The following is a 15,051-nucleotide window of genomic DNA, read 5'->3' on the forward strand; positions in this document are numbered from 1 at the left end:
GCCTGTTTTCTGTAAAACAGGCCAAAAACGAAGGGCGGTTAAGAAATGAGATGCGTTCTCCTTAGTCTTCTATCTTCTGGAATTTGTTCTTGAAGAAGTAGTAAACTGGTATACCAATCAGCACAATGGCTAAGCCAGCGCCGGCATATTCTGTCTTGTACATCAAGAGCAAAAGGCAGATGAACGAAGCCATGGCAATGTACAGCCCTGGCAAGAACGGGTAGCCGATGGCTTTGTACGGTCTTGGCGCATCTGGCATGGTACGGCGCAGAATGAAGATACCGGCAATGGTTAAGATATAGAACAAGAGCACGGCAAAAATCACGAAGTCCAGCAAATCACCGTAACGGCCAGACATGCACAGAAGACACGCCCACACGCACTGGAACGTCAAAGCCACGCCCGGCACGCTGTTCTTGTTCAGGCGGGCCATGTTTCTGAAGAACAACCCGTCTTTGGCCATGGCATAGTACACACGCGGCGCCGATAGAATAACGCCGTTGTTACAGCCAAACGTAGAAATCATAATCAACACGGCAATGGCAATGGTAGCGGTTGATCCGCCAATGACCTCAGCCACAGCGGTGGCTACCCGGTCATTGCTGGCAAATTGAATACCGCGGGCCATCACGTCCACGCCTTCCGGTGATCCTTCCAGCGGCAGAATGGTGAGGTACACGATGTTGATTAACAGATACAGGATGGTCACAATGGTGGTGCCAATGGCCATGCTCAACACAATGGTACGCTTGGGGTTCACAATCTCATCCCCAGAGAAGCCAATGTTGTTCCAGGCATCTGACGAGAAGAGTGACCCAATCATAGCGGTACCCACGCCCACCATCAGGGCCCAACCGGCCAGCGGTGCACGGTAATGTTCGCCGGGCACCAGTGCCTTAGGCTCCCACATGTTAGTGAAGTTGAGTTCAATCACCTCAGCATTAGTGCCTAATAGTAGCCCGAAAATAATCAAGGCAAACAAGGCAATGATCTTGGTGCTCCCGAAGATGTTCTGAATGAACTTGCCGTTACGGACGCCCTGCTGGTTGACCAGCGTAAGCAAAATAATGGACGCAATGGCCAGAAACTGAACCGTGGTGAACTTTAGAAAGCCTAAATCCAATAGCACGTTGTCTTCAGAGAACCAAGGCACCAAAACGCCCGTGAATTTGGCGAAGGCCACGGCCACCGCGGCAATGGTCCCAGATTGAATCACCAAGAACAGCGTCCAGCCATACAAGAAGGCTACCATGGGCCCGTACGACTCGCGCAGGTACACATACTGCCCGCCGGCGCGCGGCATCAAGCTGGTCAACTCGCCGTAGCTGAGCGCGCCCGCCAGGGTCATGAGTCCCGTCAAGGCCCACACCAACAACAAATACCCCGGACTGCCCACGCTGCGGGCAATATCTGCGCTCACAATGAAGATACCGGAGCCAATCATAGAACCCGCCACCAACATGACGGCGTCAAACAGCTTTATTTCGCGCTTAAACCCTGTAGAAGTTTCAGACATACACTTTTGTGTAATTAGAAATTACGAATTAGAAATTAGAAATGGGTGGGGAGTAATGACCAATAATTACCAGATAGCCAACAATCAACAATCAACAATTGACAATCAATAATGACTCGCTACTAATTAGACTTTTCTTGGGGGAAGGTCAAAGGCTACGGCGTTGTGCTCAAAGTGGCCTTTGTGGGCACCGTCACAGAAGGGTTTGTTGCTGGAAAGACCACAGCGGCAGAAAGACACTACTTCGCGGCCTTGCAAGTTGTACTCGTTGCCTTGCGCATCTACTACTATAAATTCGCCCTCTACTTTAAGAGAGCCGTTGCTGTTCACGGTAATTTTTGTTTTCATGCTGTTTTGAGAAAAATAGGGCTAAAACGGAAATAATTAGAAGCCAGTAAATTGAATTACCAAGTCTCTGACCTTAGAAGAGACTTTGCCTCGTTTCAAAGATAGTCTTTTTGGGCAAAGTGACGGTGTCTGTATGTTTTTCCTTTTTGCTAATCTTGAAATGAATGAACAATAATGGTTTACTTTTTGCGATAACTACGTATAGTACATCTACTTAAAAAATTGGACCTATGAAAGCATGTGCCTTACAGATAGAGCGGTTAAAGGTCATAGCAGACCAACTAGAGCAGTTACAGCAGGAGGAGCAAGCCAATGCCCAGCGCCTGGCTTCTTATCTGGCAGACGCCCGCATCTACCTGCATGAGATTTCCATGCGCTGTAAAACCAAATACTTGAAGCTGGTAGAAACCACCTCAGAACAATTGGAGCAACTGCGCAAAGAAAGCCCCGTCCTGGAGAGTGCCGCCGGCATAGAGCAGGCCTCACAGGCCATTAAAGAGTTTTTGGGTCAGACAGAACTGGTCACCTCCTCCCAGCAAGAAGATAAAGAATTTTAACGGTCTACAACCATCTAACGTGGGTAGCAGAAGCGGTTTTCAACTTCTGCCGGCTTACTTGCGTAAGGGTACTAGCTAAATAATTGCGTCTTTTACGGACTCTAATTACAAGTACCACCTTATGAAAAAGTCATTATTAACTCCTGCCTTGTCTGCTGTTCTAGCATTGGGCCTGATGAGTTCCTGCGTGTCTACCAAGAAGTATGAAGCCGCCCTGGCAGAAAACCGTTCTCTGGTAGTGTTACAGGATGAATTGAACCGTCAAAAACTTGAACTGGAAAGCGAGCGCGCCAAACTGCGCGAAGACCGCGACCGTCTCACCCAGGAAAAAGAGGACCTGGCCAAAGAGAAAGCCTCCACAGAAGCCTCTCTGCGCACCAACCTCAGCAATAAAAGCGAACAAGTAAACCAACTCACCACTGACCTACAGGCCCGTGAAGCGCGCCTAAAAGAGATGGAGCGCATCCTGGCAGAGAAGGACCGCGCCGTGAACGCCCTTCGTAAGACCGTGGGAGACGCCTTGTTAGGTTTTAAAGCCTCTGACCTGACCATTGACGTGCGCAACGGTAAAGTGTATGTGTCTCTCTCTAACCAATTGCTGTTCAAATCAGGCTCTACCAAAGTAGATGCCAAAGGGCAGGAAGCTTTGAAGAAATTAGCCAGCGTGCTACAGAACCAGCCAGACGTGAACGTGGTGGTAGAAGGTCACACAGATGATGTTCCCATTGCCAAAGGCACCGCCGGCATGCAAGACAACTGGGATTTGAGCGTGATGCGCGCCACAGAGATTACCCGTATCCTCACAGACGCCGGTGTTGCTCCGCAGCGTGTAACCCCATCGGGCCGTTCTAAATACGTGCCGGTAGATCCTGCCACCACCGCAGACGCCCGTCAAAAGAATCGCCGCACTGAGATTATCCTCACGCCTAAATTGGATGAACTCTTCCAGATTCTAGAGCAGAACTAAGCAACACTCTGCATCGCAGTCTTGAGTTCTGAGTCTTGAGTCAAGCGCGTAAGGCAAATACTAAAACAGGCCCGTATCAGTTTACACTGATGCGGGCCTGTTCGTTTTTGGGCTGTTTTCTGAGAAATAGGCTAAAAACGAATTGCTCAGTATGTCTCACTGCTACGATAGCCTTCTTCTATTTTGTCATCCTGAAAGGACCTTGTGGGCAAGCTGAAATAGCGTTTGCTTAAACGTCAGTCTAGTTCGGCCACCTATATCCTTTCAGGATGACAAAAATTTAATGGCAATTGCCTCCAAGCTAGATTTGAACCGGAGATTCTATCCTTCACTAATCATTATTCATTAATCACTAGTCATTATAAAAAGCCTTGGCTTTGTTTTTGCGGAGGTGGTTTTTAGAATTCTGTATATTTGAGATGCACAACAGTACCCATTCTATGAAAAACCCGATGATGAACTGGAAAGCCTTGGCCTTAACCATTGCCTTTACGGGCATGGTCCAGGTATCTGCCAGCGCCCAGGAAGTGAAGTCAGAAACCAGCCAGGAAGTAAAGAAAGAGTCTACCCAAGAATCTGCCACTGAGCAGGAGTTGAAGCAGTTCAAGGAATGGATGCGCCTGCAAAAAGACAAAGTAGCCACGACCACCCGCGCCGAGTGGCCTAGCATCAAGAGTGATTTCGCCCGTCAGGCAGACAAGATAGAAAGCGGATTCCAAACCCTGTCTGAGAAATCAAAAAGCGATTTCCTGGACTTGAAGGCTACCTTCCATGAGATGGAGAACCGTCCGGCGTATGATGAGATTCCCTTAGAGGCAGAAGAAGTGCGCCGCAGAGAAAAGGAATTATTAGGCAAGTTTAGCAACGTGCAGACCATTAAAGCGGTGCAGATGCGTGAGGCTTATATCTTCTTCCTGCAAAACGTGCGGGCCAAGCGCCAAACCTGGATTCCCAGAGACTGGGACTACGCCGAATACATTTTGCAGAACCTGGGCAAACGCAAAGCCGCAGTAGAAAGCCAACTCACTACTCTGGATGAAATCAAAATCAGGTCACTGGTAGGGGAGTTCTACACCTGGCGCGGAGGGCAGGAGTTCAAGGAAAAGCAGAAAGCCAGAAACGCCGCCAAGCCAAGCCAAAAGTAAAACGCCATAAAAAAAGCAGAGCGCCCGTTTTTGGTCTGATTTCTAGAAATCAGGCCGAAAACGGGCGCTCTGCTTTGAAAGTAGTTCTTATTGCGCTGAGTCTTTCACCACCACATTCTTGGTGGTAGAAGATTTAGAGTCGTTGGTTTCGCCGCGGGTTTCTGAGTTGCCCACGTTTTTCTGGGTTTTCTCTGTAGCCGCGGTCCCGGTAGTGTCATTAGGCACTGTGTTGACGGCATCAGATTGAGCACCATCCATGTGTTCAGAATCTTGGGTGGCCGTGGTGGTGGTACCACCGGTGTTAGAGTCGCAGGAAGTGGCTAAGAAGCTGGTAGAGCCTGCCAGGCAGAGTATTGCAAATAACTTTTTCATAGGGTTATGGTTTAACGTGCAGTTTCAAGTTCTCTTAACTAAAGAAAGGCTTAAAAAGTTATGAATGCCTTTTTACGGCATTTGCGCTAGGTAAGCCTGTGGCGAATGATATAAAATTGAATAGCTTTACCGTTACATAGCATGGGTGCGGCAAAAGGGATTGCCGGCTCTTACTCCTTGATTTCTTCATGACCTCTCTTCGTGTGATACTAGGTGCCATTCTGTCTGCTTTAGTGGCATTTACCGCATCTGTACAGGCCCAGGCCCCCAAGAAACCCAATGCCGCAGACATACGCTTGGCACTGGAAAAACTGAATGTGTTAGGCTCTGTGCTCTACCTAGCCGCCCACCCCGACGATGAAAACACCCGCCTCATCGCTTACCTGGCCAATGAGAAAAAATTCCGGACCGGGTACTTATCCATTACCCGCGGCGACGGCGGTCAGAACCTGATTGGCCCCGAGATACGCGAAGAGCTGGGCATCATCAGAACCCAGGAATTACTGCAGGCTAGACGCACAGATGGGGGAGAGCAGTTCTTCACCCGCGCCAACGATTTCGGGTTTTCTAAGAACCCGGCAGAGACATTCACCATTTGGGACCGCGAGCAGGTGTTGGCAGATGCCGTCTGGGTCATCAGAAAGTTCAGGCCCGATGTGATTGTGACCCGTTTCTCTCCAGAGCCCGGCAACACGCACGGTCATCATACCGCCTCAGCGATGATTGCCTTGGAGGCCTTCACCGCCGCCGCCGATCCCAAGCGCTTTCCAGAACAATTGAAAACCGTGGAGCCGTGGCAGGTGAAGCGCATTTTCTGGAACACCTCTAGCTTTTTCTTAGCCCAGGGACAGAAGTTTGACGACAGCAACAAGCTCAAGATAGAAACCGGCGTGTACAATCCTCTGCTGGGCAAGTCTTACAACGAGGTGGCCGCCGAAAGCCGAAGCATGCACAAGAGCCAAGGCTTCGGTAGTAGCGGCGCCCGCGGCGAAGCCATTGAATACTTTGAATTCCTGAAAGGAGAACCTGCCAAAACTGATTTACTAGAGGGCGTAAACACCACTTGGTCCAGGGTGAAAGGCGGCGAAGCGGTTGCTAAACTTATCCTGGATGCCATCCAACAATACAACCCAGCCCAGCCATCGGCTATAGTGCCTACTTTGTTAAAAGCGAAAACGGCCTTAGACAAACTACCAGCCAGCGCTTGGAAGGACGTCAAACAACAGGAACTGGCCAACGTCATCAAAGCGTGCATGGGATTGTATTTAGAGGCATCAGCTAGAGATTTTACTGCCGTTCCGGGTGATCAGGTGAATGTGCAGATAGAAGCTGTGAACCGTTCTGCCGTGCCGGTCACCTTGACCAAAGTGGAATACCTGTTTGGGCTGAAGGATACTACGGTGCAACAGAACCTAGCCGCTAGTAAGCCTTGGATTGCCAGAACCAACGTGACCTTACCCACCAATAGAACCTACTCGCAACCTTACTGGTTGCAAGCGCCGGGCACCACTGGCATGTTCAAAGTAGAAGATGCGGCGTTGATTGGTCTGCCAGAGAACCCCGCCGCCGCGCAGGTAAGAATCCATGTGACAGTGCAAGGCCAGCCCTTCGCGTTTACGGTGCCGGTAGTCTACAAGCGCACAGATCCCGTGGAAGGCGAGCAGTACCGCCCGTTTGAAATCACCCCGCCGGTCTTTGCCAACCTCACCGAGAAAGTCTATGTCTTTGCCGATGCAACTTCCAAACCCGTGACGGTGAAAGTGCGCGCCGGGGACAACAACATTGACGGCCAACTCACCTTGCGTTTACCACAAGGATGGAGAGCCACGCCAGCTTCTTTTCCCGTGAAACTTAGCCAGAAAGGAGAAGAACAGCAGTTCACGTTCCAGGTCTTCCCGGGAGCTGCCCAAACAGAAAGCACCATTGGTGCGGCAGTGACAGTTAAAGGCAAGACCTACACCCAGGGCCTGAAAACCATTGAATACACCCACATCCCCACACAGACCTTGTTCCCGGAAGCGGTTTCCAAAGCCGTAAAACTAGACCTGAAGCGCAAGGGCCAGCGCATTGGCTATCTCATGGGCGCCGGGGACGAGGTGCCGGCCAGCCTGCAACAGATTGGCTACACCGTTGATTTGTTGCGCCTGGAGGATTTATCGGCCGCCAACCTGAAAAAATATGACGCAGTGGTGACAGGCGTACGCGCTTACAACACCCTAGACCGACTCAGATTCCAACAGCCACAATTGATGGAGTATGTGCAACAGGGTGGAACCTTGGTGGTGCAGTACAACGTGAGCAACGGCCTGGTGACTGATAAAGTAGGCCCATACAGCTTAAAGCTTTCCTCAGACCGGGTAACCGTGGAAGACGCCTTGGTAACGTTCTTAAAACCCAATCATGCCGTCCTAAATACACCAAATAAGATTACTGAGCAAGATTTTGCCGGCTGGGTGCAGGAGCGCGGTTTGTATTTCCCTAATCAATGGGCCCCAGAATATGAAGCCATTATTTCCAGCAATGACCCCGGCGAGCAACCAAAAGAAGGCGGTCTGTTAGTAGCCAAATACGGCGAAGGACACTTCGTCTACACAGGCTACTCGTTCTTCAGGGAATTACCGGCCGGCGTGCCAGGGGCGTATAGGCTGTTTGTGAATATTCTTTCCTTAGGGAATTAGGAATTAGGTTTTTCTGGCCGTCAAGCCTTCACTCTTCCTCACATTTGTCATCCTGAAAGTGGCACATCCCAGGATGATCTTGGGGGCAAGCTAGACAGACGGTGTCTAAGTGCCCAAACCCGTTTTTTGCCTGTTTTCCGGAATTGAGGCCAAAAATGGATGGCGGCTTTAAGGAGGATGTAAATTAATTACCTATTAAAGATGAGCAGCGATTGGGAAGTAATGCATCAGTCTTACGAAGAGCTATTTTACAGAAAACCAGATTTTAGGGTTACTTACACTATTTTTACCGAAGAGGAAGGTGGCAGAAAAACGCCACCCTTTCAAGGGATTAGATGGGATTTTAAGTATGACCACCCAGAACATTCTAATGGAGCCATATTTATGATTTGGCCAGAGTTTGAGGATGCCCAAGGGGATTTAATCAAAGTAGCTAACATGCCCTTGCCGAGATATGGACAAGCTAGAATGTGGATTATCATAGAGGAGCGTAGAGCGTACCACAAAGAAAAAATCAAGATTGGCACCCATGGATATTTCATGGAAGGACATAGAAAAGTAGGGGAGTGTGAGGTGATAGAGTTGCTTAGTTTAAAATAACATTCTCATTTTTTACCTCACTCAATCAAAAACTAAAAACCAACCACATGACCAAAGGAGATATTGACCCGCCGCCGTTCTTTAAGACCTGGAAAGGCATGTACTGGCTGGTGCTGGGCGTGTTGGCGTTTTTGATTGTGCTGTTCTACCTAATGACGGAGGCCTACCAATGAGTTATCTGGATTGGGCCGTACTAGTTGGCACCATTGCGTTCATTGTGTTGTACGGCGTCTGGAAGACCCACAAGACCCGCAACATGTCCACCTTCTTAAAAGCGGACAACACTGAGCGCTGGTGGATGATGGGCTTGTCCATTATGGCTACCCAGGCCAGCGCCATCACGTTTCTCTCTACACCGGGCCAGGCGTTTGAGGACGGCATGCGGTTTATTCAATTCTACTTCGGGTTGCCGCTGGCCATGGTGGTCTTATCAGCTACGGCCATTCCCATTTATTACCGCCTGAAAGTCTATACTGCTTATGAGTACCTGGAGGGACGTTTTGACCTGAAGACGCGATCTCTGGCGGCGTTTCTGTTTCTGTTGCAACGGGGCTTATCTACCGGTATCACCATTTATGCGCCGGCCATTATCTTGTCGGCTATTCTGGGCTGGAATTTGACCTATACCATTCTGTTCATTGGCGTGGTGGTGACGTTCTACACGGTGGTGGGTGGCTCCAAAGCCGTAAGCCAGACCCAACGTTTGCAAATGTCCGTGATGCTAGGCGGTATGTTGGTGGCGGCCATTGTAGTGGTGCGTCTGTTGCCGGCACAGGTAGGCTTTTCTGATGCCCTGGTGGTGGCTGGTAAAATGGGCAAGATGAACCTGGTAGACCTCAGCTTTGACCCCAATGATCGCTACAACCTATGGTCTGGCTTGATAGGAGGGTTCTTTCTGGCGCTTTCGTACTTCGGGACGGACCAGTCACAGGTAGGCCGGTACCTGGGCGGCGAGACCATTGCGCAAAGTAGATTAGGTCTGCTCATGAACGGTCTGGTGAAGGTGCCCATGCAGTTCTTGATCTTGATGGTGGGCGTGATGGTGTTTGTCTTCTACCAGTTTTACCAACCGCCTTTGTACTTTAATCAACAACAGGTAGCTAAGGTAGCGGCCTCTGCACAGGCAGGAGAATGGCAAAAGCTTGAGACCGAGAATACTGCGGCCTTCACCCAGAAGCGCGAAGCGGCTTTGGCCATGGTAGCGGCCCACCAATCCAACAACCAAGGTGGCGTAGAGCAAGCGGCCCTACAAGCTCAAGCCGCCGAAGAAAAGCGCAAAGTCCTTAGAAAAGAGGCGCATGTCTTGGTCAATCAGCAAAATGTTGGGGTGGAGTTAAAAGACACGGATTATGTCTTCTTGACCTTTGTGACGCAGCAACTGCCCCAAGGCTTGATTGGTTTGCTTTTGGCGGTGGTGTTGTGCGCGGCCATGGGGAGCACGGCCTCGGCGTTTAGTTCTCTGGCCTCTACCACGGTGGTGGACGTGTACAAGCGGTCCATTGTGCAGAATGCCTCAGATGCGCATTACGTAAGCGCGTCCCGGTGGCTGACCATTGGCTGGGGAGCGGTGTCTATTCTGTTTGCGCTATTTGCCTCACAGTTAGAAAACCTGATTCAGGCGGTGAACATTCTGGGCTCGCTTTTCTATGGCACCATTCTGGGAGTCTTCCTGGCGGCTTTTTATTGTAAGTCTTTGCGCGGGAATGCGGTGTTTTGGGCAGCGGTGCTGACGCAGGGCATCATTTTTACCTTGTACTTCACTACCTCCATTGCCTACCTCTGGTACAACCTGATTGGGTGCTTTCTGGTAATTGGGATTGCGTATCTCTTACAACCTTTGTTGCAGGAGCGGGCGTAGTGCATCTATCACTTCTCTTGTTTTCTCATGAACTCTACTTTTTTAGCGTTGCAGCAAGTCATCCAAGGCCGAAGGACTACCAAACCACCTAAAATGAACGGCCGTTTTATTCCTGATGAGCAGATACAGGAGATACTTGCCTTAGCCGACTGGGCGCCCGCCCATGGGCATACAGAGCCTTGGCGGTTTGTGGTTTATGCCAAAGAGAAGGTCCAAGATTTTTGCCTGACTCACGCTGTTTTGTACAAGAAGCACACGGCTCCAGAACTGTTTAAGGAAACAACCTATGAAAAGCTGTTGCACATGGGGGACCAGGCCTCTCATGTGATCCTTGCCTATATGCAACGCGGCGATTTACCCAAGATACCGGCATTAGAAGAGGTTGCGGCTACTTCCTGCGCCATTCAGAATCTGTTACTAGGGGCCACGGCACTGGGTATTGCCACCTACTGGGGCTCAGGAGGAATGGCGTACAAGCCGCCTATGAAAGCGTTGCTGAACCTGCGGGTGGAGGACTCTGTGCTAGGCATTTTATACCTGGGCTACGCAGACAGTCCAGATGCCGCAGGTAAGCGGCTGGTGCCTATAGAAGAGAAGGTGCGTTGGGTGTAAATGCTCCTTGCATTAATTTATAAAAACGAAGCCCCGCCAGAACATCTGGCGGGGCTTCGTTTTTGGCTTGTTTTGGCCAAAAGAGGCCAAAAACGCTATTTGCCTTTTAGTTCGGCTAATAGTTTTTCGTTCATGGCCACGTAGTCGGCATTTTTAGCTTGCTTAGACAGCTCCAAAGATTTCTCAGCAGATGCTCTGGCGCCTTTGTAGTCCTTCAGCTTCATTTGCATTTTGGCCTGGTAGTGCATGTTGTAGAACAAAGGATCTTTTTCGTTGGCCTTCTTCATCCAGGCAAGCGCCTGCTTCATGTCCTTGTTGTTGTCAGAATAGTAGTTGGCAGCGGCGGCATACATGCCAGGTTTAACGTCTGTACCGTTGATTACCTTCTCCTGGATCTGGGCCATCACTTTAGAATCTACGTCAGTGGTGATCTTAACCGGTACCAAGGTCTTCTCCCACATGATTTGCAGGGTGGCGCCGTTGTTGGTAAGGTCATTAAACCCAATGGTAAAGGTCTCTACTTTGTCATCCAGCTCCTTCGTCTTCACTTTAAAACGAACCTGGTCTTCTTCCTGCTTGTAGTTTTCACCACCGTCACCCCAGTGCTTCAGGTTTTTGTGGATGATCACGGTCCATTCTTTCTCACCTGGAATGGTATATAACGCATATTGGCCGGCTGGCACTTTGTTGCCTTCTAACATTACCTCTTCAGAGAAAGTGATTTTGGTAGAGGCATTGGCCCCGGTTCTCCAAACCTTGCCGTTGTACGGCACAATGTCGCCCATGATTTTACGGCCTTTCATGCTGGGTCTTGAGTATTCTACGGTCACTTCTCCTAAGCCAACGGCTTGTTTTACTGTGGCAGACGGGCTGGCAGCCGGCATCTTAATCTGGGCAGACGCTCCAGTCCCTAATAAGACCATAGCCATGGCACACACCAGGGCGTACGTAAGTTGAATTTGCTTTTTCATAAGTTTTAATGTTGCATTAATTGGTCTGTAAGTTAGACAAAATGGCTAGAAAAGTCTCTATTCTTCCCGTTTCCGTTGCTTAGCTAAAAGGAAGGTGTTAGCATTACCTCAACTTATTGATTACGGTTAAATAGAAATTTTGTAAGAAAAATATATGACAATTTAAACCCAGTTTGGATTTCATATACGTACATACAACATAAGAATAGATATATAGCTTACTACCCAATCTTTCTGGAACATGTAGAAAGGCTGTGATTAGCACCTTGCCTGTATCTTTTTGATGAGAGAATAGTTTACCAACCCTAACCAATGTATATGAAAAGACTTTTGCTCATTTTCTTTGTCTTTACCAGCCTGCTTAGTTTCAGCGCCGTGGCGCAGGATAGAACGCTATCGGGTAGGGTAACCTCCTCGGCCGACGGGTCTGCGCTTCCGGGCGTGAGTGTGGTGGTGAAAGGTACTACCAATGGTACCAGTACAGACGCAGATGGCCGGTACACCTTGAGCGTATCAGGCACTCCGGTATTAGTGTTTAGTTATTTAGGGTATAACACCAAAGAGGTAACCGCCGGAAGCGACGCTACCTTGAACGTAACCCTGGCTGAGGCTTCTAGAAGCTTAAATGAGGTAGTGGTGATTGGCTACGGTACCCAGGAACGCCGCGAGGTGACAGGGGCCACCACTCAGGTAACCGCCGCTGCCATTGAGAACGTGCCGGTGGCCGGTGTAGACCAAGCCTTGCAAGGTCGCGCCGCCGGGGTGCAGATTTCTCAGAACTCTGGTACGCCCGGTGGTGGGGTCACCGTGCGCGTGCGCGGGTCCAGTTCCATCTCTGCCAGCAACCAGCCTTTGTACGTGATTGACGGCGTGCCTATGACTACGGGTGACTACTCGCAGCTGGACTTTGGCGGCCAGTCCATCAACGCCCTCTCAGATTTGAGTCCTTCAGACATTGAGTCTATGGACATCTTGAAAGATGCCTCAGCGGCGGCCATTTATGGTTCCAGAGCGGCCAACGGAGTTATTTTGATTACTACCAAGCGCGGTAAGGCCAACAAAACCACCATTAACCTGAATGCCTACACCGGTATCCAGAACATGTGGAAGAAGCCTGGTTATTTAAATGCCGAGCAATACCTGCAAGTGATGCGGGAAGCCTTCATCAATGACGGCTATCTGGGCGAAGATGATCCCTGGACGGCAGCTGATTTTGGCGACTTTTATTACGGCGGGTTTGATTTTGATGCCGAAGGCGTAGACACCGACTGGTTAGACCAGGTGACTGTGAAAGATGCCCGCATCAGCAACTATGAGCTTTCTGCCAGCGGCGGTGACGCTAAAACCAGATACTATGTGTCTGGTAATTACTTTGACCAGAAGGGCGTCATCATTGGCAGCGGGTATGAACGCTACAGCGGCCGTCTAAACCTAGACCATACCTACAGCGACAAGCTTTCTTTCTCTGCCGGCGTGCAGTTGAGCCTTTCTGAGAACCAGCGTATTGTGAGTGATAATACGGTGATTGGTCCGTTTGCCAACTCATTGGCCGCCTCTCCAGTGTTCCCGGTATTCTATGAGGACGGTACTTACAGCTACCCAAATTATTACTACACTAACCCGGTGGCAGAAGGCAGAGAGAATGACAATGAAAGCAAGAACTTACGCGCCATTGGTAACATTTCGGCCAGATATGCCATTCTTCCAAAGTTAAACCTGAACCTGAAAGCAGGGGCAGACGTCCTCAACCTCTCTGAGCGTAGTTACACGGGTGACAACTTCCCGGGCAGTGTGGGTATTGCCACCCAGGGTTCGGCAACCAAGACCACCACGCTTGTAAGCAAAAGACTATTGGAGGCCACCGCAGATTACCGCTGGGATTTTGGCACCAATAGCTATGTGAATTTACTCGCCGGTTCTTCTGTAGAGGAGAATGACATTGACAGAACCTTTGTGACAGGACAGGGCTTCCCTAGTGAGCGCTTCAGGTACCTGAGCAGCGCTACGAGTGTTAATGACGGGTCCAACTCCATCACGCCGTTTGCCTTGCTATCTTACTTTGGTAGAGCCAACTTCAACATCTCAGACCGTTATTTGCTGGGCTTAAACTTTAGGGCAGATGGTTCCAGCCGTTTCGGGGAGAACAACCGGTTTGGTTACTTTCCGTCTGTTTCTGTGGGCTGGCGAGTGCTGGAGGAAAGCTTTATGCCTGAACTAGCCTCTTTAAGCGAACTGAAGCTACGCGCCAGCTACGGTATTACCGGTAACCAGGAAATAGGTGACTTCACCTATCTGTCCTTGTTCGGCCCGGGCTCTTATGCTGACAGACCAGGTATTGCCTTCTCACAGATTGAGAACCCAGACTTGAAGTGGGAAGAAACCAAACAGTTTAACGTGGGTATGGACCTGGGCTTGTTTAGCAACCGCGTAAACGTGGCGGTAGACTACTACATTAAAACTACAGATGACCTGTTGTATAGCCGTCCCATTCCTACTCAAAATGGATTGAGAAGCTACTCTTCTAACATTGGTAGTGTAGAGAACAAAGGCCTTGAGTTCACGTTGAGCACGGTCAACTTTACCTCAGCAGACAGAGGCTTTACCTGGAACACAGACTTTAACTTGTCTTTCAACCGCAACAAGGTGTTGGAACTGTATGAAGGCCAGGACATTTTCTACGGTTTTGGAGGGAACTCCCTGGTGCTGCGCGAAGGTGAGCCTATTGGTACTTTCTACGGTTTTAGGACCAACGGTATCTTCTCTACCACGCAACAGGTGATTGATGCCGGGCGCTATGTAGACGCCAACCAAGACGGCAACATAGACACCCAGGCCGGCGATGTGAATTTTGTAGACACAAATGGAGACGGTTTCATCACAGATGACGACTTAGCCATTCTAGGCAATGCCCAGCCAGACTTTGTGGGTGGCTTGACCAACACGTTCACCTACAAAGGCTTTGACCTAACTGCCTTCTTGCAGTTCTCTGTAGGTAATGACATTGCCAACCCTGCCATGCAGTATCAGCAACATCTGGGCGTGTATGATGACAACATGCGTGACATAGTTGAAGGACGCTGGAAAAAAGAAGGAGACGAGACAGACATTCCAAGAGCTACGTATCTGGACGAGAATGGCAATGGCCGCAGCAACCAGGACCGGTTTATTTATGATGGCTCTTATGCCCGTCTTAAAAACCTGATGCTGGGCTATACCCTGCCAAGCACCATCAGTCAAAGAGCAAAGCTGCGGAGCGTGCGCTTGTTTGCCCAGGCCCAGAACCTGATCACCTTTACAGACTATCCAGGGTTTGACCCCGAGGTGAACTTTGCCGGTACTTCTAACACTACCATAGGCGTGGATTTCTACACGTTCCCGCAGTCAAGAACCTTCACGTTTGGTGTTAATATTGGACTTTAATCTTCAG

Annotated in this window: 13 protein-coding genes; 9 read left to right on the forward strand and 4 right to left on the reverse strand. The window is 49.8% G+C overall.

What is annotated here, in order from left to right; translation table 11 throughout:
• Positions 1–61: 61 nt before the first annotated feature.
• Entirely contained in the window at positions 62–1,516 is a 1,455-nt protein-coding gene (locus tag ABD880_RS18520; protein WP_345169551.1) for an amino acid permease, read from the reverse strand.
• A 126-nt stretch (positions 1,517–1,642) separates the two neighbouring features.
• On the reverse strand, positions 1,643–1,864 hold the full coding sequence (locus tag ABD880_RS18525) for a CDGSH iron-sulfur domain-containing protein (protein WP_345169553.1): 222 nt from the start codon (positions 1,862–1,864) through the stop codon (positions 1,643–1,645).
• A 230-nt stretch (positions 1,865–2,094) separates the two neighbouring features.
• Between ABD880_RS18525 and ABD880_RS18530 the strand changes: the two genes are divergently transcribed.
• The 3 genes from ABD880_RS18530 to ABD880_RS18540 all read left to right on the forward strand — a co-directional run bounded on the left by ABD880_RS18530 (position 2,095) and on the right by ABD880_RS18540 (position 4,533).
• Positions 2,095–2,421 carry a hypothetical protein gene (locus ABD880_RS18530; RefSeq protein WP_345169556.1) on the forward strand — a complete coding sequence of 109 codons (327 nt, stop codon included), beginning with the start codon at positions 2,095–2,097 and terminating at the stop codon, positions 2,419–2,421.
• Between the two features lie 121 nt (positions 2,422–2,542).
• Positions 2,543–3,388 carry an OmpA/MotB family protein gene (locus ABD880_RS18535; protein ID WP_345169558.1) on the forward strand — a complete coding sequence of 282 codons (846 nt, stop codon included), beginning with the start codon at positions 2,543–2,545 and terminating at the stop codon, positions 3,386–3,388.
• 452 nt (positions 3,389–3,840) lie between these two features.
• The gene (locus ABD880_RS18540) at positions 3,841–4,533 is read left to right on the forward strand and encodes a hypothetical protein (RefSeq protein ID WP_345169559.1); all 693 of its coding nucleotides are present in this window, start codon (positions 3,841–3,843) and stop codon (positions 4,531–4,533) included.
• An 87-nt stretch (positions 4,534–4,620) separates the two neighbouring features.
• Here the strand turns inward: ABD880_RS18540 and ABD880_RS18545 are convergent, their stop codons facing one another.
• Entirely contained in the window at positions 4,621–4,905 is a 285-nt protein-coding gene (locus ABD880_RS18545) for a hypothetical protein (RefSeq protein WP_345169562.1), read from the reverse strand.
• A 188-nt stretch (positions 4,906–5,093) separates the two neighbouring features.
• On the opposite strand from ABD880_RS18545, the gene ABD880_RS18550 reads away from it, so the two are divergent.
• From ABD880_RS18550 to ABD880_RS18570, 5 genes are all read left to right on the forward strand, one after another.
• Positions 5,094–7,583, forward strand: a complete 2,490-nt coding sequence (locus ABD880_RS18550; protein WP_345169564.1) for a PIG-L family deacetylase — start codon at positions 5,094–5,096, stop codon at positions 7,581–7,583.
• Between the two features lie 201 nt (positions 7,584–7,784).
• The gene (locus ABD880_RS18555; protein WP_345169567.1) at positions 7,785–8,183 is read left to right on the forward strand and encodes a hypothetical protein; all 399 of its coding nucleotides are present in this window, start codon (positions 7,785–7,787) and stop codon (positions 8,181–8,183) included.
• A 47-nt stretch (positions 8,184–8,230) separates the two neighbouring features.
• A complete protein-coding gene (locus ABD880_RS18560) occupies positions 8,231–8,356 on the forward strand; it encodes a hypothetical protein (protein ID WP_345169568.1) in 126 nt (41 codons plus the stop codon).
• The gene (locus ABD880_RS18565) at positions 8,353–10,041 is read left to right on the forward strand and encodes a sodium:solute symporter family protein (protein WP_345169570.1); all 1,689 of its coding nucleotides are present in this window, start codon (positions 8,353–8,355) and stop codon (positions 10,039–10,041) included. Before ABD880_RS18560 ends, ABD880_RS18565 begins: the two co-directional genes overlap by 4 nt.
• Before the next feature lie 27 nt (positions 10,042–10,068).
• Positions 10,069–10,653: a nitroreductase family protein gene (locus ABD880_RS18570; protein WP_345169571.1), complete on the forward strand. Its 585-nt coding sequence runs from the start codon at positions 10,069–10,071 to the stop codon at positions 10,651–10,653.
• A gap of 95 nt (positions 10,654–10,748) precedes the next feature.
• Here ABD880_RS18570 and ABD880_RS18575 read toward each other — a convergent pair whose 3' ends face one another.
• Positions 10,749–11,624: a DUF2911 domain-containing protein gene (locus ABD880_RS18575; RefSeq protein WP_345169574.1), complete on the reverse strand. Its 876-nt coding sequence runs from the start codon at positions 11,622–11,624 to the stop codon at positions 10,749–10,751.
• Positions 11,625–11,942: 318 nt separating this feature from the next.
• Between ABD880_RS18575 and ABD880_RS18580 the strand changes: the two genes are divergently transcribed.
• Positions 11,943–15,044 carry a SusC/RagA family TonB-linked outer membrane protein gene (locus ABD880_RS18580; RefSeq protein WP_345169576.1) on the forward strand — a complete coding sequence of 1,034 codons (3,102 nt, stop codon included), beginning with the start codon at positions 11,943–11,945 and terminating at the stop codon, positions 15,042–15,044.
• Positions 15,045–15,051 lie beyond the last annotated feature (7 nt).

The organism is Nibribacter koreensis (genome assembly GCF_039541795.1).
In the GTDB taxonomy this organism is placed as follows: domain Bacteria; phylum Bacteroidota; class Bacteroidia; order Cytophagales; family Hymenobacteraceae; genus Nibribacter; species Nibribacter koreensis.

What these genes read in the sequence shown, in the direction of transcription:
- ABD880_RS18530 (WP_345169556.1), top strand. Translation starts at nt 2,095, where the DNA reads ATGAAAGCATGTGCCTTACAGATAGAGCGGTTAAAGGTCATAGCAGAC.
- ABD880_RS18540 (WP_345169559.1), top strand. Translation starts at nt 3,841, where the DNA reads ATGATGAACTGGAAAGCCTTGGCCTTAACCATTGCCTTTACGGGCATG.
- ABD880_RS18560 (WP_345169568.1), top strand. Translation starts at nt 8,231, where the DNA reads ATGACCAAAGGAGATATTGACCCGCCGCCGTTCTTTAAGACCTGGAAA.
- ABD880_RS18575 (WP_345169574.1), bottom strand. Translation starts at nt 11,624, where the DNA reads ATGAAAAAGCAAATTCAACTTACGTACGCCCTGGTGTGTGCCATGGCT.
- ABD880_RS18520 (WP_345169551.1), bottom strand. Translation starts at nt 1,516, where the DNA reads ATGTCTGAAACTTCTACAGGGTTTAAGCGCGAAATAAAGCTGTTTGAC.
- ABD880_RS18545 (WP_345169562.1), bottom strand. Translation starts at nt 4,905, where the DNA reads ATGAAAAAGTTATTTGCAATACTCTGCCTGGCAGGCTCTACCAGCTTC.
- ABD880_RS18555 (WP_345169567.1), top strand. Translation starts at nt 7,785, where the DNA reads ATGAGCAGCGATTGGGAAGTAATGCATCAGTCTTACGAAGAGCTATTT.
- ABD880_RS18570 (WP_345169571.1), top strand. Translation starts at nt 10,069, where the DNA reads ATGAACTCTACTTTTTTAGCGTTGCAGCAAGTCATCCAAGGCCGAAGG.
- ABD880_RS18535 (WP_345169558.1), top strand. Translation starts at nt 2,543, where the DNA reads ATGAAAAAGTCATTATTAACTCCTGCCTTGTCTGCTGTTCTAGCATTG.
- ABD880_RS18565 (WP_345169570.1), top strand. Translation starts at nt 8,353, where the DNA reads ATGAGTTATCTGGATTGGGCCGTACTAGTTGGCACCATTGCGTTCATT.
- ABD880_RS18550 (WP_345169564.1), top strand. Translation starts at nt 5,094, where the DNA reads ATGACCTCTCTTCGTGTGATACTAGGTGCCATTCTGTCTGCTTTAGTG.
- ABD880_RS18525 (WP_345169553.1), bottom strand. Translation starts at nt 1,864, where the DNA reads ATGAAAACAAAAATTACCGTGAACAGCAACGGCTCTCTTAAAGTAGAG.
- ABD880_RS18580 (WP_345169576.1), top strand. Translation starts at nt 11,943, where the DNA reads ATGAAAAGACTTTTGCTCATTTTCTTTGTCTTTACCAGCCTGCTTAGT.